Below are 21,910 nucleotides of genomic sequence, written 5' to 3'. Positions count from 1 at the left end.
CGCGCGGAATCTGAGTACGCTGCAAGGCATGAAGGACCATCCCGGGCCCGAGAGCCAGGTGGCCCCGCCCCCGCCGGAGACCTGGAGCGGCCGCGCCACCAACCGTGTGCAGTGGCTGCCGGCCGCCGCCGGCGCGGCCTGTGTCGCGCTCGGCGTCGAGCTGGCCGTCGAGTCCAGTTGGAACAGCGGCCCCGTGGCCCTGCTGATGTCCGTCGTCGGCTGTGTGGCGGCGGGCCTGCTGATCCTCTTCGGCACGCTGGCCTTCGTCCATGTGGCGGTCAGTGTCGACGAGGAGTGTCTGGAGGTGCGCTGCGGCCACATAGGCCTGCCGCGCCGCCGGATCGAGTTCGCCCAGGTGGTGGACGCCGACTTCGCGCCCCGGGTGACCCCGCGCCAGTGGGGCGGCTGGGGCTACCGCTGGCGCCCCGAGATGGGCACGGCGGTGGTGGTCCGCCGGGGCGAGGCCCTGGTCCTCAAGCTGGGCGACGGCAGGACGTTCACGGTCACGGTGGACGACGCCGAGTCGGCGGTACGGATCATCCGCCACCGGCTGGGCCTGCTGCCGGCGACGGGGACCGGCACGGCCGGCGTCTGACACCACGGAGTATGTACGGACACCCGGCGCGGGCGCCCGTACGCCACCGCCGTGACGCCCGGGGCTCGTACGCGGTCGCCGCGCCGCCCGTACGCCACCGCCCTGAAGCCGCTCGCCCGCTCGCCCCGCTACACCTCGGCGGCGGCCCCGGCCCGTGCGCCCCCGGTCCTGCCCGGTGCCGCGTCAGGGCCGTCGCCCGCCGCCGGCCGCGCCGTCGCCAGGCCGGCCAGCAGCCCCGCACCCGCCGTCACCTGGGTGAAGCTCAGCGCGTTGCCCACGGTCGCCAGGGCCGCCAGCGCCGTCAGCGCGGCCCCCGCCGTCAGAATCACCGGAGTGGAGCAGGGCGAGCGTCCCAGTGCGTACAGCCACCAGCCGTACAGTCCGCCCAGCAGCACCACGCCCACCGCCCCCTGCTCGGCCGCCTGCTGGAGCGGCGCCGAGTGCGGCTTGCCGTCGCCGTCCAGCGACCCCGCGGCGGCCGGGCTGAGATCGCCGAACCGGTCAGGACCCGCGCCACGCCCCGGGCGCTCCCTCGCCAGCTCCGCGGCGTCGTGCCACAGCTCCGCCCGGTGCGGGGTGAGCTGCCCCTCCAACGAGACCGTCAGCCCCTCGGGGAGCGCCCGCTCCGCCACCGCCCAGGACGCCCCGACCACCACCACCGTGACCAGGGCGTACCCCGCGAGCCCCAGGAACCGTGCGCGCATCCGGGCCGCCGCCAGCGAGCACAGCAGAACGCCGAGCGCCGCGATGAACCCCACGACCGAGCCGAGGAGCAGCGCGCACCCCGCGATCGCCAGGGCCAGCAGCCGCGCCGCCAGGCGCGCGGACGCCCGCCGGGCCCCCGCCCCGGCGCAGCAGGCCGCCCCGCCGGCCAGCACCAGCAGCGCGGCCACCGCCCCCGAGTCGCCGGGCGGAGAGGCCGCGCTCACCGCCGTACCGAATGTCTCCTGGCTGGATGCGATCGCCCCGGCGAGCCAGACCAGCGCCATGGCGGACGCGGTGGCGACCGGGACGAGCGATCCGCCGATCCGGCCGACGACGTACCCCGTGGTGACGGCGAGTACCGCCAGCAGCACCCCCTCGGGCCGGCCCTCCCGCCCCGCCGCGCTGATCAGCGCCCACACCGCGGAGCCGGCGAGCAGCGCGGCGCCGACCGCGTCGGGCGCCCTGCCGCGCCGTCCCGCCGCGCCCCGGTAAGACGGTGCGGCCATGGTGTCGCCCCCCGAGCTGTGACAGGCCCCGCCCTGTGCGTGTGGCCGGATCCGGGCCGTACGGCACGGACTGGCGCACACGTTAACGGCAGGGACGGGCGTTTGTGGAGGGATATGGAGGGATTGCGGAGAAGTGTGCCCGTCGCGGGCGTCCGCGGCGGCCCCGGAGGGAAGGTCTCACCCCCGGCACACGGGGCGCCACCGTAGACTCCGCCAGGTGAGCGCCACCATGACCACCGTCGAACCACCGCAGCCCGCCGCCCCGACCGGCCCTGGGCGGTCCCTGGCCCGACGGTTCGCCCGACCGGCCGGTGCGGCCGCGTCCGGTCTGCTGCTCTACGCGAGCTTCCCGCCCCGGACACTGTGGTGGCTGGCCCTGCCCGCCTTCGCCCTGCTCGCCTGGAGCCTGTACGGGCGCCGGGCGCGCGCCGGCCTCGGCCTGGGCGCTCTCGCGGGGCTCGGCTTCCTGCTGCCGCTGCTGTACTGGACCGGTGCCGAGGTGGGGCCGGGCCCCTGGCTCGGGCTCGCGGCGGTCGAGGCCGTCTTCATCGCGTTCACCGGGCTCGGGATAGCCGTCGTGAGCCGGCTGCCGCTGTGGCCGGTCTGGGCCGCGGCGGTCTGGATCCTCGGCGAGGCGGTCCGTGCCCGGGTACCGTTCGGCGGCTTCCCCTGGGGCAAGATCGCCTTCGGCCAGGCGGACGGCGTCTTCCTGCCGCTCGCGGCGGTCGGCGGCACCCCCGTGCTCGGCTTCGGCGTCGTGCTCTGCGGCTTCGGCCTGTACGCGTGCGTGCGCCAGGTCCTCTCGTACCGCGGCACCCGCGCGGTCCCGCGCGCGGCGGTGGCCGCCGCGGCGGCCACCGTCCTCGTCCCGGTCGTCGCGGCACTCGCCGCGCTGCCGCTCGTCAGTGACACGGCCGAGGACGGCACGGCGACCGTCGCCGCGATCCAGGGCAACGTGCCGCGCGCCGGTCTCGAATTCAACGCCCAGCGCCGGGCCGTCCTCGACAACCACGTGCGCAGGACCCTGCGACTCGCCGCCGATGTGAAGGCGGGCAAGGAGCCGCAACCCGACTTCGTGCTCTGGCCGGAGAACTCCTCCGACATCGACCCGTACCGCAACGCCGACGCGTACGACGTGATCGACCGGGCCGCGAAGGCGATCGGCGTGCCGATCTCCGTCGGCGCCGTCGTCACCCCCGACTCCGGGCCGCTGTACAACCGGCAGATCCTCTGGGACCCCGAGCGCGGCCCGACCGCCACGTACGACAAGCGGCAGATCCAGCCGTTCGGCGAGTACCTTCCGCTCCGCTCCGTGGTGCGCTGGATCAGCCCCGGCTACGCGGAGATGGTCCGCAGGGACTTCGGGCGCGGCACCGGGACCGGCGTCTTCGACCTGGCGGGCACCGAGGTCGGCCTCGCCACCTGTTACGAGGCGGCGTTCGACTGGACCGTACGGGACTCCGTCACGCATGGTGCCCAGCTCATCTCCGTACCCAGCAACAACGCCACCTTCGACCGCAGCGAGATGACGTACCAGCAGCTCGCGATGAGCCGGGTACGGGCCGTCGAGCACAGCAGGACCGTTGTCGTCCCGGTCACCAGCGGGGTCAGCGCCATCATCCAGCCGGACGGCCGGATCACCCAGCGGTCCGGGATGTTCACCCCGGACGCGCTCGTGGCGAAGGTTCCGCTGCGCTCCTCGCTGACGCCCGCGACCCGGCTCGGCACGCTGCCCGAGGCGCTGCTGGTGGCCGTCGCTGTGGCCGGTCTCGGCTGGGTGGCGTTCGGTGCCGTACGCGCCCGGCGGGCCCGTACGGCGGCGGCCTGACCCCGACGGTGGCCGGTTAGGGTCGGTGGCATGGGAACCCCTGACTTCATCCGCGAGATCCGGGCCGACGCCGGCCACCAACTGCTCTTCCTCCCGGGCGTCAGCGCCGTTGTCCTCGACGACGAGGGGCGGGTCCTGCTCGGGCGGCGCGCCGACACGGGCGCGTGGTCGATCATCGGCGGGATCCCCGAACCGGGGGAGGAGCCCGCTGTCGCGGCGGTGCGCGAGGTGGAGGAGGAGACCGCCGTACGGTGCGTGGCGGAGCGGGTGGTGCTCGTCCAGGTGCTGAAGCCGGTCGTCTATCCCAACGGAGACAAGTGCCAGTACATGGACATCGCCTTCCGCTGCCGGGCCGTCGGCGGCGAGGCGCGTGTCAACGACGACGAGTCGCTGGAGGTCGGGTGGTTCCCCGTGGACGCGCTGCCCGAACTGGCGGACTTCGCGCTCTTCCGGATCAAGCAGGCGCTCGGTGACGAGCCCACCTGGTTCGCGCCCGCCGCTCTCGACTGACACCGCGCGTCCCGGCCGCCCGCCCGCACGGGCGGGCGGCCGGGTTCAGCGGGTCGCCCCCCGGGTGAAGCCGTTGTAGATGTACCGCTGGAGGAAGAGGAAGGCGACCAGCGTCGGGACGATGACCAGCACCGTGCCCGCGGAGATGTTCTCCCAGTGCGCCCCGAAGGGCCCCTTGAAGCGGAACAACGAGGTGGAGATCGTGCCCCGTTCCTCCGAGGGCAGGTAGAGGAACGGGATGTAGAAGTCGTTGTAGACGGTGATGCCCTTGATGATCACCACGGTCGCGACGGCCGGTTTGAGCAGCGGAAAGATGATCTTCCGGAAGACCGTGAAGGAGTTGGCGCCGTCCAGCCGCGCGGACTCGTCCAGCGAGACCGGGATCCCCCGGATGAACTGCAGGAAGATGTAGACCGAGACGATGTCGGTGCCCATGTAGAGCACGATCGGTGCCCAGAGCGAGTCGAAGAGCCCGAAGCTGTTGACGATCTGGAAGGTCGCCACCTGCGTCGTCACCCCGGGCACCAGCGTGGCGAACAGGAAGAGCGCCACCACCAGCCGGCGGAACCGGAAGTCGAAGCGGTCGATGGCGTACGCCGTCATGGAGCCGATGACCACCGTCCCGGTGATCGCGAAGAGCAGGATGAACGCGGTGTTCCCGAAGGCGCCGAGCATCTTGCCGTCCGAGAACGCCGTCGCGTAGTTCGCGAAGTTGAACAGGTTGTCCGGCAGCGCCAGTGCGCCGCTGCCGTCGGCCATCTCCTTCCCGGTCTTCAGCGACGTCAGGAACACCACCCCGAGCGGCAGCAGGACCACCACGGCCGCCACGACCAGGGAGAGGTACTTCAGGGAACCGGCCAGCCGCGCACGGACGCTCATACGAGATCCACCTTGTCGTCCGGGACGAGACGGCGCTGCACCCAGGTCACCGCGAGGATGATCAGCAGCAGGACGACGGCCGCCGCCGAGGCCAGGCCCGTCTTGTTGAACTGGAACGCCAGCTTCACGGTCTGGATCACAAAGGTCTCGGTGCCGGTGGCCCCGCCGGTCATGATGTACGGGATCTCGAAGACCGAGAGCGAACCGGAGACCGCCAGGATCACACTGAGGCTCAGGACCGGCCGGATGCCCGGCGCGATGATGTGCCGGAACTGCTGCCAGCGGCCCGCCCCGTCCAGCTCTGACGCCTCGTACAGCTCACCGGGGATCGACTGGATCGCGCCGAGGAACAGCACGAAGTTCAGCCCCATGAACCGCCACACCGAGACCCCGGCCAGCGAGATGTTCGCCGAGGTGGCGGAGGAGAGCCAGGCATGGTCGCCGGAGGCCCCGAAGAGCCGCAGCACCGAGTCGAGCGTGCCGCCGTCCTGGAAGAAGTAGAGGAAGACGAAGCCGATCGCCACCCCGTTGACCAGGTACGGGAAGAACAGCACACCTTTGAAGAAGTTGCGGAAACGGGTGCGGAAGCTCAGCACGGTCGCGAAGTAGAGGGCGGCGGCGATCTGTACCACCGACGCCGCCAGGTAGTAGCCGCTGACGAAGAAGACCTGGAACAGCTCGGGCCGGGTGAACAGCTCCCCGTAGTTGCCGACCCCGGTGAACGCGAGATCCGGGCTGACCCCGTCCCAGTCCGTGAAGCTGTACACGACCATGTTGACGACCGGGGCGTAGGTGAAGACCACCAGCAGCACCAGCGGTACGAGCAGGAAGAGCCAGGGCGTCAGCTCCCGCCACAGTCGGCGTGTCATCGCGCGCCCGCGCTCTTCTCCGCCTCGTTCCAGCGCGAGGAGAGCCCGGCGAGGAAACCGTCGAGATCGCCCTTGGCGGCGCCGCGCGCCACGTCGACCAGATCCTGCCGGTAGTCCGGCTTCTGCAGACCGACCTCGGCCGCGTTGTCGATCTCGTTGACCAGCGCCGCGTCCTTCTGGTCCAGCTCGATGAATTTCACGCCCCGGTCCGTGTACGGCTTCAGCACCTCCGGCAGCGGGTCGCCCTTCAGCGGCGAGAGCGCGAGGTTGTCGGCGGCGTACCCGGACTTCTCGGTGAACCAGTCGATCCAGGCGCGCGCCGCCTCCTTCCGCTTCGAGTGGACGTTCACCGCCTGGGCGTAGTCCGGTGCGGCGACCGCGCAGTACGCGCCGTTCACCTGGGCGGGATAGGGCATGAAGCCGATGTCGCCGGGGTCCGTACCGGCCTGCTCGGCGGCGGCCCGGAACTGGCTGATCGCCCAGGAGCCCAGCCACATCGTGGCGATCTCGCCCTTGGCCAACTGAGGCTTCGAGCCCTCCCAGTTGGTGGTCGACGGGTCCTTCTCGACCAGCTTGCCGCGCACCATGTCGTACAACAGCGTGTCGATGGACCGCAGTTCGGACCCTTCGGCCCACGGGTCGCTCGTCGCCAGCAGGTTGTTCGCCTGGACGTCGCAACTCACCGAGCCCAGGGCGTTGGTCCACGAGGTGAGCGGCCACCTGTCCTTGAAGTTGGTGTAGTACGGCACCGCGTCCGTCCTCGACCTGATCGCCCTGAGATCGTCGAGGAAGGCGGCCGGGGTCGTGGGCCACTCGGTGACACCGGCCCGCTCCCACACCTTTCTGTTGTAGAGGAAGCCGGGGGCCACCCCGATCGGGCTCTGGCCGTAGACCTTGTCGGCCACGGTGGTGAAGGCCGTGAACCGGTACTTCTTCTCCCGTTCCGCCCGGCTGCCGAGGGAGGCGAAGAACTTCGGGTAGTCGTTCTTCCTGATCGCCGCCGGGATCATGAGGACGTCGCCGTAGTTCTCGGTGTTCATCCGGATCTTGACCTCCCCCTCGTAGTCGGTGATCCCGTCGAACTTGACGGTCACCTTGGGGTAGATCCTCCGGAACGCGTCGGCGTACTTCTTCATCGTGCCGTCCTGCACCCAGTCCGTGCGGTGGGTCAGCACGGTGATGGCCCCCGAGACCTTCGACGGGTCGTCGGCCGCCTTCGCCTCCGCGCCCCGGGAGGCGGCCCCGCCGCCGGTGCAGCCGGCCACCAGCAGCGCGCCGGCGACGGCGGTGGCGATCAGGGGGACGCGGGACGGCCTTCTGCGGTGTGCGCGCACGGTGGTCACGGTCGGTACGGTCATGTCGGCCCCTCGGCTCGGTCGTACGACGGCTGTGCCGGGTGAGCCCGGAGCGGCGCCTCCCCGGCGCGGCTCCGGACTCGTCCATCCAGGGCCGGGGGGTGGTCCGCACACCTTCCGGCGCCGTGAAATTAAGGGCGCCGCAAAGCGAGTGTCAATGCCGGTGCATTGCTTTTCTCAACTTCCCTGGTAAACGATGTGCGCGGGCCGGGCTTTCCGCCCGGACCGATCCGGCCATATTCACCGGAGATCCCCTGGATCCCCGCTCCGGGAAACCGTCCGTACCTGCGGAGAAAAGCGAGGCACCCCACCGTGAAGCGCCCCACCATGGCCGATATCGCCGACCGGGCCGGCGTCACCAAGGCCGCTGTCTCCTTCGCCCTCAACGACCGCCCCGGTGTCTCCGAACCCACCCGGCGGCGCATCCGGGCCATCGCCCAGGAGCTGGGCTGGCAGCCCAACAGCGCGGCGCGGGCCCTCTCCGGCGGAACGGCGGGGGCGTTCGGCCTGGTCATCGACCGCCCGGCGCACACCCTCGGCCTCGAACCCTTCTTCATGCAGCTCATCTCCGGGATCCAGGCCGAACTGATCGCCGACGCCACCCCGCTCGTCTTCACCATGGCCGAGGACCGGAACACCGAGATCGCCCTCTACCGCTCCTGGTCGGCCCGGCGCCGGGTGGACGGCGTCTTCCTGGTGGACCTGAAGGTCGACGACGCCCGCGTCCCCGTACTGGAGGAACTGGGCCTGCCCGCCGTGGTGATCGGCGCTCCGGTCGGCACCCGCAGGCTGCCCGCCGTGTGGAGCGACGACGCCGCGGCCGTCACCACCGTCGTCCGCCACCTCGCCGGCCTGGGCCATCGCCGCCTCGCCCGGGTCGGCGGCCCGGCCCCGCTGCGCCACACGGCGATCCGTACGGAGGCCTTCGACGCGGCCGTCCTGGGCCTGGGGCTCACCGGCAGGACTGTGGAGGCCGACTACAGCGGCGAGGGCGGCGCGGCGGCCACCCGCGCCCTCCTCGGCGCGGACCGCCCGCCCACCGCGATCCTCTACGACAACGATGTGATGGCCGTGTCGGGCCTGACCGCCGCGCACTCCCTGGGGGTGCGCGTCCCCGCCGACCTCTCCGTCGTCGCCTGGGACGACTCGGCCCTGTGCGAGCTGGTAGACCCGCCGCTGACCGCGCTGAGCAGGGACATCGTCGCCCACGGCGCACGCGCCGCCCGGATGCTGCGCGAGGTGGCGGGCGGGCTCGCGGTCCAGGACCTCCAGGACCCGGCGCCCCGCCTCACCGTGCGCGGCAGCCTCGGACCACCGCCGGGAGCCAGCTCCTAAACCGGTTTATGGCACCGTGGGCGGGCTTGACGCTAAACCGGTACAGCGATTCACTGGAAAGGATGTGGCGCCGCCCGTCCGCACCGGCGCCGCATGGGATCTTCACGCGCACGCTGACGCACGCCTGACGCACTCGGGTATTTCCTCATTCCCCGTTCTAGGGAGAGTACGAAGATGCCGCGTCCCGCTGCCCGGATCTCCGCCGGAGGACACCCCGTCACCTGGATCGGCGCCAATTTCTGGTCACGTACCGGAGGGCCGCTCATGTGGCGCTCGTACCGGGGCGAGGTGGTCGACGAGGAGCTGCGGGTGCTGCGCGACCACGGGCTCACCATGACCCGGTCGTTCTTCTACTGGCCGGACTTCATGCCGGAGCCCGACCGGATCGACGAGCGGCTCTGCGCCCACTACGCGGACTTCCTGGACCGTCACCACGATCTCGGCATGACCACCGTCCCCACCTTCCTCGTGGGCCACATGTCCGGCGAGAACTGGGACCCCGCCTGGCGGGGCGGCCGGGACCTCTACACCGATGTCTGGCTGGTGTCCCGGCAGGCGTGGTTCGCCCGCGAGATGGCGGCCCGCTTCAAGGACCATCCGGCCGTGGCGGGATGGCTGGTCTCCAACGAGATGCCGATCTACGGACGGTCGGGCGCCACCCGGGAGGAGGTCTCCGCCTGGGCCCAGCTCGTCGTGGACGGCGTACGGGCGTCGGGCGCCCGGCAGCCGGTCTCGCTCGGGGACGGTGCCTGGGGCCTGGAGAACTCCGGCCACGACAACGGCTTCCGGCTGCGGGACTGCGCCGCCCTCACCGACTGGCTGGGCCCGCACGTGTACCGGATGGAGGACGACCCCGTCCGCCAGCACTACGCGGCCGCCTGGGTCTGCGAACTGACCGGCGGCTTCGGACTCCCCGTCGTCCTGGAGGAGTTCGGGCTCACCTCCGACTTCGCGTCGGGACCGCACGCCGCCCGCTACTACCGCCAGGCGCTGCACAACAGTCTGCTGGCCGGCGCCACCGGCTGGATCGCCTGGAACAACACCGACTACGACACCCTGCGTGAACAACCGCCCTACTCGCACCACGCCTTCGAGATGCACTTCGGGCTGACCGACAGCGCGGGCACCCCCAAACCGCAGCTCAAGGAGGTCCGCGCCTTCGCCGAGCTGCTGAAGCGCGTCGACTTCGGCCACTGTGTCAGGCCCGGCACCGACACCGCGCTGGTGGTCTCCTCGTACCTGGACACCCTCTACCCCTTCACCCGGGAGGAGGACCGCTCGTACGTGGAGCGGACCGGCCGCCAGGCCTGGATCAGCTCCCGGCTGGCCGACGCGCCCGCGACCGTCGTACGGGAGAGCGACGGCATCGTGGACGGCCACCGGCTCTATCTGCTGCCCTCCACCAAGCAGTTGCTCTCGCCGAGCTGGTACCGGCTGGAGGAGCTGGCGCGCGGCGGCGCGACCGTCTACGTCTCCTACTCGCCCGGCGCCCACGAGGAGCAGCGCGGCCCCTGGTACGCCCATCTCGACCGGCTCTTCGGCGTCCGGCACACGCTGGAGTACGGGCTGGTCGACCCGATCGAGGACGACACCGTCGAGTTCACCTTCACACGGCCCTTCGGCACCCTCGCCGAGGGCGACAACCTCTCCTTCCGCGCGGCCGGCACCGCCAGCAGCCGGGTCTTCCTGCCCGTGGAGCCGTACGGCGCCGAGGTGCTGGCCACGGACGGCCGGGGCCGCCCCGCCCTGCTGCTGCGCGAGACCGGCGCGGGCGCCGTGGTGCTGTGCACCTACCCACTGGAGCACATGGCCTCCGTCACACCGCGCGTCAACCCGGAACAGACGGTACGGCTGTACGACGCGCTCGCCGCGTACGCGGGGGTGCGCCGCCCGGTGACCGTGGACGACCTGAGGGTGGCGGTCGATCTGCTGGACCACGAGGACGGCCGCCGCTACGTCTGGCTGGTGAGTCAGGGCCGGGAGGAGCTGCTGGTCGAGCCCGCCGTCGAGGCCGGGCTGCGGCTGACGGAACTGGACGGCTCGGCCGCGGACGAGGTCACCCTGGAGCCGTACGGGGTACGGGTGCTGCGGCTGGTCGGGGCAGGCTGAGCGGGGCGACGGTGGGCTCACTGGGCTCATACAGCTTCGTCGTCCATACTCACTGCCGTGGAGCAGCGCATAGATCCGAAAATCCAGACCGAGTTCGCCGCGGGGACAGACCCGGCGTACATCCCCGGTCTCGTGGCCCCCTCCCCGCCGAGGCCGGAGGAGACGGGCCCCGGGCGGGCCGAGGACGAGAGCGAGGAGCCGGCTGTCGCCGACGACGACGCGACCGCCCAGGCGAAGGCGGAGAAGGGAGAGGAGCAGCCGGAGCAGCAGAAACAACAGGACGAGGCCGACGAGCCGGACGAGTCCGAGGGGTCCGAGGGGCCCGACGACCAGGACGAGAAGGGCGGTCGGGCCGAGGCCGGCGGCCCGGAGGGGGAGCCGGCCCCGGAGGACGGCCCCGTCTTCGAGGTCAGCGACCGCCGCGGCTCGATCACCGCGGACCGGGAGGGCGTCCGGTTCCGGCTGGACGACCAGGAGGCCGAGTTCGACTGGGACGAGATCGGCGCGGTCGAGGTCACGACGCCCCGCTTCGGGCGCCGGTTCACGGTCACGGTGCACACCTCGGCCCGCCGCTGGTTCGACGCCGAGGTGGAGGCGCCGTCGAAGAAGCTCCTCAAGGAGTGGGAGGCGGAGCTGGACGTGGTCCTGGACGCCTACTTCGAGGAGACCTGACCGCACCTCGCACCTCGCAGCCGCACGCGGTCCCTGACGGCCGCCCGCCCGCACGGGCGGGCGGCCGTTTTCGGAAGCGGCGGCCGCGTTCCGGGGCGCCGGTCCTCCGGGGCGGCGCCGCTCCGGGGGGCCTCAACCGGTGAGGACGCGCAGCGGGGCGCCCGCCTGGAACGCCGCGATGTCCTCGGCCGCCTGACCGTAGAACACCTCGTACGTGGCCTCGGTGACATAGCCGAGGTGCGGGGTCAGGACCGTATGGGGAAGGGTGCGCAGGGCGTCGTCGGCGGGCAGCGGCTCCAGGTCGTACACGTCGAGGCCCGCCCCCGCGATCCGCCCGGCGCGAAGGGCCTCGACCAGGGCGGCGGTGTCGACCAGGGGGCCCCGTGAGGTGTTGACGAGCAGGGCCGTCGGCTTCATCCAGGACAGCTCCTGGGCGCCGATCAGCCCCGTACTGCGCTCGCTGAGCTTGTAGTGGACGGTGACGACATCGGCCCGCGAGAACAGGGTTCGCCTCTCGACCGGCTCCACGCCCGCCGCGACGGCACGCTCCGCGTCCAGATTGCTGCTCCAGGCGAGGACCCGCATCCCGAACGCGGCCCCGATCGCGGCGACCCGGGTACCGAGCCGCCCCAGCCCGACGACACCGAGCGTACGGCCGTGCAGATCGTGGCCGATCGTCCGCTGCCAGCCGCCCTCGCGCATCCCGGCCGACTCCGCGGGGATGTTCCGGGCCAGCGAGAGGATCAGACCCCAGGTCAGCTCCGCCGTGGCATGCGGCAACGACTCCGTGCCGCAGACCGTCACCCCGTGCCGTCGCGCCGCCGCCAGATCCAGCGACACGTTCGCCATGCCCGTGGTCACCAGCAGCCGCAGCGCGGGCAGCCGGTCGAACAACTCGGCGGGGAACGGGGTGCGTTCCCGCATGACGACCACCACGTCGAACCCGGCCAGCGCCGCGCCGACCGTGTCCACACCGGACAGCGGCTCGTGGAAGAAGATCACCTCGCCGCCGAGCGCGTCCCAGTCGGCGAAGCGACGGGCGGCCCGCTGGTAGTCGTCGAGGACGGCGATACGCATGGATGGCTCCTTCACACGGGAACGCGGGTCTACGGTCGTCCGGACGCACCGGTGCACGGGGCGGCGCGCCGGTCCCGGTACACCGGCCCGGTCCGCTCCGGTCGGAAGTCAACACGATGGGCCGGGGCCGCGCCGGACCGGCCCGGTGTCATGGCGGGGCGGGGCGCCGTCCGCCGGTCCGCCCGAGGAGGAGAATGGCGGTATGAGGGCCGATCGCCTGGTGGCGACGCTGCTGCTCCTCCAGGCGCGGGGCCGGGTGACCGCGACCGAGGTGGCGGCGGAACTGGCCGTGTCCGAACGTACGGCGCGCCGTGATCTGGAGGCGCTGGCGACGGCGGGCATCCCCGTCTACCCGCAGCGCGGGCGGGGCGGCGGCTGGGCGCTGGTGGGCGGGGCGCGGACGGGCCTGGGCGGGCTGACCGTCGGCGAGATCCGTGAGCTGTTCCTGGTCCCGGGCGGCGCGCACGAGGGCGGCGCGCCGCACCTCAGGGCGCTCGAACGCGCCGTGGTGGACGGGTCACAGGTCCGACTCGGGTACGAGCGGCCCGGGGGACCGGCCGACGAGTGGATCGTCCATCCGCTGGGTCTCGCGACCAAGGCCGGGGTCCGCTATCTCGTCGCGAGCACCGGAACAGCGACCGGATCGGCCACCGGAACCGGAACAGCCACGGGGACCCGTACCGGCAGCGGCGCCGACCGGGGCGCGGGCGGTCTGCGGATCTTCCGGCTGAGCCGTGTCACCTCGGTCGAGCCGACCGGTGACCCCGTCGTCCGCCCGGAGAGGTTCGACCTCGCGGCGGCCTGGCGCTCCCTCGCCGCGACGACGGAGGAGCGGACCCGCGCGGTGACCGTACGGGGCCGGGCGGAGCGCGGCGCCGAGGCCGCCCTGCGCGCGCTGTTCCCCGGGCGGCTGCGGCTCGGCGGGCCGCTGGCCCACGGCTGGATGGCGTTCGAGGCCGACGGTCCGTCGCCGCAGGCCCTGGCGGCCCAACTGGCCGGGCTGGGGGCCAGGATCGAGATCCTCGCGCCCCGGGAGGCCCGGGACCATCTCGCGCACCTCGCGGCCGAACTCGCCGCGCTCTACGGGCCGCCGACGGTCCCGCGCACCGGCTGACGGCGGACCGCGCCGGGTAACGAGTCGATTTCCCGGGTTAATTTCCGCGCACAAGGGGTTGGCGGGGCGATGACGCCTGGCTATCGTTCACGCACTTCACCCAATCGTTCAGTGGAACGAATCAATACGAAGGGTGTCCGGTACATGTCCGACACTGACCGACGAACGGACCCCGGGGCGGTCGGCCGGGCCGGAAAGCCCGGGGCGGCCGGACCGCCCCGGCGCTCGCTGCTCACCGCCGCGGCGGCCGGCGGCGCGGCGCTCGGTGCCTCCTGGCTGCTCACCGGCTGCTCCGGGGGCGCCGGATCCGGTACCGCGGCGGGCGCCGTGCCCGAGGCCGCGCCCGCCGGACGGCCCGACCGCGGCGGCACCCTGCGCATCGCCAGACCGCCCGCCTCCGAGGCCGAGACGCTGGACCCGGCGAGCGCACTGTCCGCGTACGAATACCTCGGCGCCCTCTACAACCGGCTCGTCCGGGTCGGCCCCGACGGACTGCTCGCCCCCGACCTCGCCGAGTCCTGGGAACCGGACGACCAGGCCCGTACCTGGACCTTCCGGCTCCGCCGCGGCCTCACCTTCCACGACGGCCGTGCCTTCACCTCCGCCGACGCCGCCTACACCCTGCGCCACATCCTCGACGCCGCGACCGCCTCACCGCAGGCCGCCGTCCTCGCCCCGCTCGTCGACCCGAAGACCCTGCGCACCCCTGACGCGCACACCCTCGTCGTCCCGCTGAAGACCCCGAACGCCGAGTTCCCCAGCCTGCTGACGCACTACAACTGCTATGTCATCCCCGACGGCAGCGCCCGCTCCATCGGCCGCACCGGCATCGGCACCGGCCCCTTCAAGCTGACCTCGTTCACCGCGGCCGGGCCCGGCCGCGTCACCGCGTACGCCGGGCACTGGGCCGGCCGGCCCGTCCTCGACGCCATCGACTTCTACTCCGTCGCCGACATGCAGGCCCGTTCGAACGCGCTGCTCGCCGGCCAGGTCGACCTGCTCTCCCAGACCAATCTGGACTTCGCCACCGCCCGGGTCGTCGCCGCCTCCGACCGTGCCACCATCGCCCGCGTCAAGGACGCCCAGTGGTACGTCCTGCCGATGCTCACCACCGAGAAGCCCTTCACCGACGTCCGCGTACGCCAGGCGATGAAGCTCGCCTACGACCCCGAGCACGTCCTCAAGGTCGCGCTCCAGGGCGCCGGCACCCTCGGCTGGGACAACCCCGTACCGCCCAGCGACCCCAACCACCTCGCCGACCACCCCGTCCACGACCCGGAGAAGGCCCGGCATCTCCTCAGGAAGGCGGGCCAGGAGCGGCTGGCGGTCGACCTCTACACCTCGTCCTACGACCCGATCTTCACGCCCATGGCCCTCGCCTACCAGGAGTCGGCCCGCCGCGCCGGCATCCGGATCAGGGTCAAGACCGCGTCGGCGGACTCGTACTACACCCAGATCTGGATGAAGAAGCCACTCATGGCCACCTACTGGTTTACCGGCCGCCCCGTCGACCAGCTCCTCAACCAGGTCTTCCGCGGCGGCTCCGGCTACAACGAGACCGCCTGGTCGGACCCCGCCTTCGACGCCCTGCTCGACCGCGCCAGGCGCGAGACCGACGACACGCGCCGGCGCGAGCTGTACGGCCAGGCGCAGACCTTCGTCATCGAGAAGGGCGGGGCGATGACCCCGATGTTCGCGGACCGGCTCGTCGGCATCTCCCGCTCCGTTCGCGGCTACGCCGAACACGGCTTCGAGTTCGACTACCTCGGCATCGGCCTGAAGGGAGCCTGAGACCACCGTGTTCACCTTCGTGGCCCGTCGCGTCGTCACCGCGCTCGGCACCCTCGTGCTCTCCTCCGTCCTCGTCTTCCTCGCCGTCCAGGCACTGCCCGGCGATGTCGCCACCCAGGTCCTCGGCAAGGACGCCACGCCCTCCGCCGTCGCCGCGCTGCGCGACAGGCTCCAGCTCGACCAGCCCGCCTGGGAGCGCTACGTCCAGTGGGTCAAGGGCGCCGTGCAGGGCGACTTCGGCAGCTCGCTCGTCTCCGGCAAGGCGGTGGGCGGCGAGGTCGCGCAGTACCTCGGCAACTCCCTGCTGATCGCCGCCGTCACCGTCCTGTTCGCCGTCACCGGCTCCCTCGTCCTCGGTGTCGTCGCCGGGTACTACCGCGACCGCTGGCCCGACCACCTCATCTCCACGGTCAGCCTGGTCGGGATGAGCGTCCCCGAGTTCGTCGTGGCGACGGTGCTCGTCCTCGCCTTCTCCGTGGCCCTCCCGCTCTTCCCCGCGGTCGTGCTCTACGGACCCGGCGCCACCACCGGCCAACTGCTGCCCGCGGTCTGGCTGCCCGCCGCCTCGCTCGCCGTGGTGATGGCCGCGTACATCGTGCGTATGGCCCGCACCTCCGTGATCGACGTGATGGCGAGCGAGTACGTCACCACCGCCCGCCTCAAGGGGCTCTCCTCCTGGCGTGTGGTCACCCGGCACGCTCTCCCCAGCGCCCTGCTGCCCACGCTCCATGTGATCGCCCTCAATGTGGCCTGGCTGATCGGCGGCGTCGCCGTCGTCGAGAACGTCTTCAACTACCCGGGCATCGGCAAGCTGATGCTCTCCTCCGTGCAGAACCGCGACCTGCCCGTCCTCCAGGCCATCGCCCTCATCAGCGCGGTCGTGTACGTCCTGTGCAACCTCGCCGCCGATCTCGGCGCGATGGCCCTGAACCCCAAGCTCCGTATCCGCGGCGGGAGGACTCGATGAGTGAGGACCCGATGATTTCCGTGAGTTCCCCGAAGCCCGCGAGCCCCGTGAGTTCCGTGAGTTCCGCGCCGCCGCCCGCGGGGGCGGAGGCACCGCCCGTACGTCCGGGCTTCGTGGCCCGCACCTGGCGGACCGTGCGCTCCTCCCGCGCCGCCTCCGTCGGCCTCGCCGTCGTCGCCGTCCATGTGGCCGTCGCCGCGCTCGCCCCGCTCCTCACCCCGTACGCGCCCACCGTGGGCGACTCCGCGCGCGCCCTGCTCGGACCGGGCGCCGACCACTGGGCCGGCACCGACCAGTACGGGCGCGACGTCCTGACCCGCGTGCTGTACGGCGGGCGGTACGCGCTCGGCGTCTCCGCCGCCGCGACCCTGCTGACCATCGCCCTCGGCACCGTCCTCGGCTGCGCCACGGCGCTGCGCGGCGGCCGGCTGGACGACGCGCTGATGCGGGTGCTGGACGCGGTGCTCTCCGTCCCCTCGATCCTCGCCCTGCTCGTCATCGTGACCGCACTCGGCTCGGGCCCGGGCGTCATCGTGCCGGCCGTCGCCGTCGTCTACGTACCCCAGGTGGTACGGGTCGTGCGCGGCGCGGCCCTCGCCGTCGTCCCCGCGGACTACGTCACCGCCGCACGCGCCCGGGGCGAGTCGACCTGGTCGATCCTGCGCCGCGAGGTGCTGCCCAACATCACCGACGTGGTGTGCGTGGAGTTCGCGATGCGCGCTTCGTGGGTCGTCCTGCTGATCAGTTCCCTGTCCTTCCTCGGCTTCGGTGCCAACCCGCCCACCCCCGACTGGGGGCTGATGGTCGCGGAGAACCGGACCGCCATCACCGTCGTACCGATGGCCAGCGTCGCCCCGATCATCGCCCTGGCCACCCTCGTGGTCGGGCTCAACCTCGCCGCCGACGGCCTCTCCAAGGCGTGGGGCGTCGACCGGATCAGGGAGGGTTTCTGATGACCACGCACGCCGGCGGCGCCGCCACCCGTACGACCGCTCAGAGCGCCGGGCTGGTCTCGGTGACCGGCCTCCATGTCGCCTACCGTTCCGGCGGCGTGGACATACCCGTCGTCCAGGACGTCTCCCTCGACGTACGGCCCGGCCGGACCCTCGCCCTGGTCGGCGAGTCCGGCAGCGGCAAATCCACCGTCGCCGCCACGCTCCTGGGCCATCTGCGGCACGGCTCCCGGATCACCGCGGGCACCGTGAGCGTCGCCGGACAGGACGTCTTCGCGCTGCCGGCCCGGGAGCTGCGGCGGCTGCGCGGCGGTACGGTCGCGATGGTCGCCCAGAACGCGGGGCACGCGCTCACCCCCTCCATGCGCGTCGGCCGGCAGATCGCCGAGGCGCTGCGCGGCGAGGACGCCGCCCGCCACTCGGTGACGGACCTCCTCGAACAGGTCCGGCTGCCCCGCCCCGCCGACCTCGCCCGGCGTTATCCGCACGAACTCTCCGGCGGCCAGCAGCAGCGCGTCGCCATCGCCATGGCCATCGCGGCCCGGCCCCGGGTCCTGGTCCTGGACGAACCGACGACCGGCCTGGACGTCGTCACCCAGCGCGGCGTCCTCGACCTGATCGGCGCGCTGCGTGACGAACTCGGCCTCGCCGCCGTCCTGGTCAGCCACGATCTCGGGGTGGTCGCGCACATGGCCGACCAGGTCACGGTGTTGCGCGCGGGCCGCATCGTGGAGAGCGCGTCGACGCACCGCCTCTTCGGCGCGCCCGCCGAGCCGTACACGCGCCGGCTGCTCGCCGCCGTGCCGCGCCTCGCCGACGACGGACTCGCGCTGGTCGCCGAGGACGGCACGCGCGAGATCCGGCCCCGGGCCGTGCTGCCCGCCGACACCCCCGAGGCCGTCGCCGTACGGGACGTCACCATCGACTACGGGGCCACCCGCGCCGTCGACGGCGTCTCGTTCCGGGTGCGGCGCGGGGAGATCCTGGCGCTCGTCGGGGAGTCGGGCAGCGGCAAGTCCACCCTCGCGTGGTCGCTGGCCGGGCTGCGCGCCCCGTCCGGCGGCACGATGACGGCGACGGCCGACAGCCAGGACGACGGCGACCGGGGCGGCGACAAGGGCGGTGGCCCGGTCGGCGGTGATCGCACCGGCCGCGGTCGCACCGGCGGCGCCCCGGGTACCGGCGGCCCCGGGGGCGGGGACCTCACCGCGCCGTCCCGCAAGCGCCCCCGCGAGCTGCGCCGCAAGGTCCAGCTCGTCTTCCAGAACGCCGACACCTCTCTCAACCCCCGCCGCACGGTGGGCGACGCGGTACGCCGCCCGCTGCGGGTCTTCGGTACGGCGGCCTCCCGTACGGACGCGGCCCTACGGGCCCGCCGCCTCATCGCCGACGTCCACCTGCCCCCGGAGTTCGCCGACCGGCTGCCCGCGCAGCTCTCCGGCGGCCAGCGGCAGCGCATCGGTATCGCGCGGGCGCTGGCGGGCGAGCCCGACGTGCTCATCGCGGACGAGATCACCACCGCGCTCGACGTCTCCGTCCAGGCCGAGGTCCTGCGACTCCTGGACGACCTGCGCCGGGAGCGCCGGCTGGCCTGTCTCTTCATCAGCCACGACCTGGCGGTGGTCCGCGGTATCGCCGACCGGGTCCTGGTGCTGCGGCACGGCGTGGTGGTGGAGGAGGGCCCCACGGACGCGGTGTTCCTCGCTCCGGCCCACCCGTACACGCGCCGGCTCATGGCCGCCGCGCTGGAACCCGACCCGGAGACGGAGCGGGCACCGGTGCCTGAGGAGGAGTGGCAGGACGCGGCGTCCGGGGACGACATGTGGACGGAGATCACCAGCAGCCACCGCGTCCGCCGCTGGCGCCCCGCGCCCACCTGACCCGCCAGGCCCGCCCCGGCCGCACCCATCGATCGAGCAACCCCCACCGACAGCGACCCGGCCCGCGCAGGCGGCGCCGGTTCAGGCGCGAGGACAACCATGCGGTATCGCGAGACGTACGACCGGCCGATCCACACCGAGGACGTCTGGATCCCCACCCGGGACGGCACCCGGCTGCACGCCCGGATCTGGCGGCCCCTCGACGCCACGGCCGACCCGGTCCCCGCCCTGCTGGAGTATCTGCCGTACCGCAAGAGCGACTGGACCGCGCCCCGGGACGCCCAGCGCCACCCCTGGTACGCCGGGCACGGCTACGCGTCCGTACGGGTCGATCTGCGCGGCAGCGGGGACTCCGAGGGCGTCATGCTCGACGAGTACACCGAGACCGAGCTGGCCGACGGTGTCGACGTCGTCAACTGGCTGGCCGCACGGGACTGGTGCACCGGCAAGGTCGGTATGTTCGGGATCTCCTGGGGCGGCTTCAACGCGCTCCAGATCGCCGCCCTGCGCCCCGAACCGCTCAAGGCGATCGTCACCGTCTGCTCCACCGACGACCGTTACGACAACGACGTCCACTACACGGGCGGCGCCGTCCTCGGTATCGACATGCTCGCCTGGGCCGGCACGATGCTCGCGTTCACCGCCCGGCCGCCGGACCCCGCGCAGGTCGGCGCGGACCGCTGGCTGCCGCTGTGGCGCGAACGGCTCGACGCGATCACCCCGTATCTGCACACCTGGCTGGACCATCAGGAGCGGGACGACTACTGGCGCCACGGCAGCGTCTGCGAGGACTACTCCGCCATCGACGCCGCCGTTCTCGCGGTCGGCGGCTGGGCCGATCCGTACCGGGACACCGTGCTGCGGCTGGTCGAGCGGCTGGACGCGCCGGTACGGGGGCTGATCGGCCCCTGGTCGCACCAGTACCCCGACCGGGGCCTGCCGCCCGGCCCGGCCATCGGCTTCCTCCAGGAGACGCTGCGCTGGTGGGACCAGCACCTCAAGGGGACCGACACCGGGGTCATGGCCGAGCCCGCTCTGCGCGCCTGGATCAACGACCCGGTCCCGCCGGCCACCTCGTACGTGACGATGCCGGGCCGCTGGGTCGGCGAGGAATCCTGGCCGTCGCCCGCCGTCACCTGGGACGAACGCCCGCTCGGCGACGCCGGAGCGGCCCCGGTGATTGTACGGTCGCCGCACCACACCGGGCTCGACGCGGGCCGCTTCTTCCCCTTCGGCAACCCCACCGACCTGCCGCCCGACCAGCGGGAGGAGGACGGCCGCTCCGTCTGCTTCGACTCGCCGCCGCTGACCGGAAGGACCGAGATCCTCGGCCGGCCCCGGGTGCGGCTGCGGCTCGACTCCGCGACCCCGCGCGCCCATGTGATCGCCCGTGTCTGCGACGTCGCGCCGGACGGCTCGTCCACCCTCGTCACCCGGGGCGTGCTCAACCTGCTCTCGCGGCACGGCAGGGAACGGGCGGACGCGTGGGTGCCCGGCACCTTCGAGGACGTCGAGTTCGAACTCAACGCCACCGGTTACGCCTTCCCGCCGGGCCACCGCGTCCGCGTCGCCGTCTCCGACACGTACTGGCCCTGGGTCTGGCCGCACGGCGAGCGCGGGGCGCTGACCGTGCTCCCCGGCGAGAGCGCCGTCCTGCTGCCGGTACGGGATCCGGCGTACGACGCGGGGCGCGCCCCGATCCGCTTCGAGGAGCCGGAGCAGGCCGTGCCGCTCGCGGTGACCGTGGACGCTCCGGACCCGGCCGCCCCGCCGCGCCCGGAGCGGGTCGTACGGCACGATGTCGCCACCGGCGAGTGGACGCTGGAGGTCGACCCGAACTACGGCGGCTCCCGTACCTATCCGGACGGGCTGCGGTACGAGGAGAGTGCCCGCGAGGTCTACCGTATCCGTGCCGGTGACCCGCTGTCGGCCGTGGCGGCCTCACGGTGGACGATCCGGCTGCGGCGCCAGGACGGCTGGGACGCGTACCTCACGGCCGGCACGGAACTACGCGCCACGGCAACGGAGTTCATCATGGACAGCACCCTCGTAGCACGGGCGAACGGAGAGACAGTGGCCGAACGGTCATGGCACAGGACCACCCCCAGGACATCCGGATGACGGGCCGGACGCCACGGCGGGCCGTCGACGCCGCCAGCCGGACCCGCCAGCCCACCGAGGTACGCCGCCGCCTCATCGCGGAAGCGGCGGTGCCGCTCATCGCGGAGCGCGGCTCGGCGGCCGTCGGGGTACGGGACGTCGCGGCGGCGGCCGGGGTCTCCGTCGGCACGGTGACGTACCACTTCGAGAGCGTGCAGGAGGTGCTCTCCGAGGCGATGGTGCTGCACATCGAGCGGTACTACGCCACGCTCAGCGCCTCCGCCGACCGGGCCACCCGGGCCGCGGAGGGGCTACGGCTGCTGATCGACGCGCTCTTCACCGACCACACCGACCGGCACTGGCGGATGTGGTTCGACTACTGGAACGCGGGCGACCGGGACCAGGCGTTCGCCCGCGGCCAGGCGGCGCGGTACGAGAGCTGGCACGGGGAGATCCGCGCGCTGGTCGAACGCGGCCGGGACGAGGGCGACTTCGCCTGCGAGGACCCGGCCGACTTCGCGGTGCGCTTCGCCGCGCTGGCGGACGGACTCGCGCTCCAGCGGCTGCGCCAGTCCCCGCCGCTCACCACGCCGGACGCGCGCCGCCATCTCTACCGGCTGGTCGAGGTGGAGCTGGAACGCGGGGCCTGACGGGGCGGTCGCGGC

Annotated in this window: 18 protein-coding genes; 13 read left to right on the top strand and 5 right to left on the bottom strand. The window is 72.7% G+C overall.

From position 1 onward, the window contains the following. Positions 1-28 precede the first annotated feature (28 nt). Positions 29-595, top strand: a complete 567-nt coding sequence (locus ACIQ7D_RS14145; protein WP_403937195.1) for a hypothetical protein — start codon at positions 29-31, stop codon at positions 593-595. A gap of 128 nt (positions 596-723) precedes the next feature. Here the strand turns inward: ACIQ7D_RS14145 and ACIQ7D_RS14140 are convergent, their stop codons facing one another. Continuing rightward, positions 724-1,806 (bottom strand): O-antigen ligase family protein, encoded by a 1,083-nt coding sequence (locus tag ACIQ7D_RS14140; protein WP_403937194.1) that lies wholly within the window; start codon positions 1,804-1,806, stop codon positions 724-726. A 217-nt stretch (positions 1,807-2,023) separates the two neighbouring features. On the opposite strand from ACIQ7D_RS14140, the gene lnt reads away from it, so the two are divergent. After that, positions 2,024-3,634, top strand: coding sequence for an apolipoprotein N-acyltransferase (gene lnt, locus ACIQ7D_RS14135; RefSeq protein ID WP_403937192.1), 1,611 nt, complete (start codon positions 2,024-2,026; stop codon positions 3,632-3,634). Positions 3,635-3,664: 30 nt separating this feature from the next. Continuing rightward, the gene (locus tag ACIQ7D_RS14130) at positions 3,665-4,144 is read left to right on the top strand and encodes an NUDIX hydrolase (protein ID WP_403937190.1); all 480 of its coding nucleotides are present in this window, start codon (positions 3,665-3,667) and stop codon (positions 4,142-4,144) included. Positions 4,145-4,189: 45 nt separating this feature from the next. On the opposite strand, the gene ACIQ7D_RS14125 is transcribed toward ACIQ7D_RS14130, so the two are convergent. The 3 genes from ACIQ7D_RS14125 to ACIQ7D_RS14115 are packed head-to-tail and all read right to left on the bottom strand — an operon-like array spanning position 4,190 to position 7,250. Next, positions 4,190-5,023, bottom strand: coding sequence for a carbohydrate ABC transporter permease (locus ACIQ7D_RS14125; RefSeq protein ID WP_403937189.1), 834 nt, complete (start codon positions 5,021-5,023; stop codon positions 4,190-4,192). After that, positions 5,020-5,892: a carbohydrate ABC transporter permease gene (locus tag ACIQ7D_RS14120; protein WP_403937187.1), complete on the bottom strand. Its 873-nt coding sequence runs from the start codon at positions 5,890-5,892 to the stop codon at positions 5,020-5,022. Before ACIQ7D_RS14120 ends, ACIQ7D_RS14125 begins: the two co-directional genes overlap by 4 nt. After that, complete coding sequence (locus ACIQ7D_RS14115; RefSeq protein WP_403937185.1) at positions 5,889-7,250, bottom strand: extracellular solute-binding protein; 1,362 nt, start codon at positions 7,248-7,250, stop codon at positions 5,889-5,891. The genes ACIQ7D_RS14120 and ACIQ7D_RS14115 overlap by 4 nt, the downstream gene beginning before the upstream one ends. A gap of 309 nt (positions 7,251-7,559) precedes the next feature. Between ACIQ7D_RS14115 and ACIQ7D_RS14110 the strand changes: the two genes are divergently transcribed. The 3 genes from ACIQ7D_RS14110 to ACIQ7D_RS14100 all read left to right on the top strand — a co-directional run bounded on the left by ACIQ7D_RS14110 (position 7,560) and on the right by ACIQ7D_RS14100 (position 11,363). Next, positions 7,560-8,582: a LacI family DNA-binding transcriptional regulator gene (locus ACIQ7D_RS14110; RefSeq protein ID WP_403937183.1), complete on the top strand. Its 1,023-nt coding sequence runs from the start codon at positions 7,560-7,562 to the stop codon at positions 8,580-8,582. 174 nt (positions 8,583-8,756) lie between these two features. Beyond that, entirely contained in the window at positions 8,757-10,691 is a 1,935-nt protein-coding gene (locus ACIQ7D_RS14105; protein WP_403937181.1) for a cellulase family glycosylhydrolase, read from the top strand. A 57-nt stretch (positions 10,692-10,748) separates the two neighbouring features. Then, complete coding sequence (locus ACIQ7D_RS14100) at positions 10,749-11,363, top strand: hypothetical protein (protein ID WP_403937180.1); 615 nt, start codon at positions 10,749-10,751, stop codon at positions 11,361-11,363. A gap of 132 nt (positions 11,364-11,495) precedes the next feature. On the opposite strand, the gene ACIQ7D_RS14095 is transcribed toward ACIQ7D_RS14100, so the two are convergent. Beyond that, positions 11,496-12,440, bottom strand: a complete 945-nt coding sequence (locus tag ACIQ7D_RS14095; protein WP_403937178.1) for a D-2-hydroxyacid dehydrogenase family protein — start codon at positions 12,438-12,440, stop codon at positions 11,496-11,498. A 202-nt stretch (positions 12,441-12,642) separates the two neighbouring features. Between ACIQ7D_RS14095 and ACIQ7D_RS14090 the strand changes: the two genes are divergently transcribed. The 7 genes from ACIQ7D_RS14090 to ACIQ7D_RS14060 all read left to right on the top strand — a co-directional run bounded on the left by ACIQ7D_RS14090 (position 12,643) and on the right by ACIQ7D_RS14060 (position 21,895). Beyond that, complete coding sequence (locus tag ACIQ7D_RS14090) at positions 12,643-13,554, top strand: helix-turn-helix transcriptional regulator (RefSeq protein WP_403937177.1); 912 nt, start codon at positions 12,643-12,645, stop codon at positions 13,552-13,554. 144 nt (positions 13,555-13,698) lie between these two features. Continuing rightward, positions 13,699-15,345 (top strand): ABC transporter substrate-binding protein, encoded by a 1,647-nt coding sequence (locus tag ACIQ7D_RS14085; RefSeq protein ID WP_403937175.1) that lies wholly within the window; start codon positions 13,699-13,701, stop codon positions 15,343-15,345. A gap of 7 nt (positions 15,346-15,352) precedes the next feature. Further along, positions 15,353-16,312, top strand: coding sequence for an ABC transporter permease (locus tag ACIQ7D_RS14080; RefSeq protein ID WP_403937174.1), 960 nt, complete (start codon positions 15,353-15,355; stop codon positions 16,310-16,312). Positions 16,313-16,359: 47 nt separating this feature from the next. Then, complete coding sequence (locus ACIQ7D_RS14075) at positions 16,360-17,265, top strand: ABC transporter permease (protein ID WP_403937478.1); 906 nt, start codon at positions 16,360-16,362, stop codon at positions 17,263-17,265. Beyond that, the gene (locus ACIQ7D_RS14070; protein WP_403937172.1) at positions 17,265-19,145 is read left to right on the top strand and encodes a dipeptide ABC transporter ATP-binding protein; all 1,881 of its coding nucleotides are present in this window, start codon (positions 17,265-17,267) and stop codon (positions 19,143-19,145) included. Before ACIQ7D_RS14075 ends, ACIQ7D_RS14070 begins: the two co-directional genes overlap by 1 nt. A gap of 99 nt (positions 19,146-19,244) precedes the next feature. Continuing rightward, positions 19,245-21,266 carry a CocE/NonD family hydrolase gene (locus ACIQ7D_RS14065; protein ID WP_403937170.1) on the top strand — a complete coding sequence of 674 codons (2,022 nt, stop codon included), beginning with the start codon at positions 19,245-19,247 and terminating at the stop codon, positions 21,264-21,266. Next, positions 21,233-21,895 carry a TetR/AcrR family transcriptional regulator gene (locus ACIQ7D_RS14060; protein ID WP_403937168.1) on the top strand — a complete coding sequence of 221 codons (663 nt, stop codon included), beginning with the start codon at positions 21,233-21,235 and terminating at the stop codon, positions 21,893-21,895. The genes ACIQ7D_RS14065 and ACIQ7D_RS14060 overlap by 34 nt, the downstream gene beginning before the upstream one ends. Positions 21,896-21,910 lie beyond the last annotated feature (15 nt).

Origin of the sequence: Streptomyces sp. NPDC096310 (assembly GCF_044763125.1) — a bacterium.
In the GTDB taxonomy this organism is placed as follows: domain Bacteria; phylum Actinomycetota; class Actinomycetes; order Streptomycetales; family Streptomycetaceae; genus Streptomyces.
The sequence above is the reverse complement of the archived record's forward strand: the minus strand, read 5'-3'. Positions and strand labels throughout refer to the sequence as shown.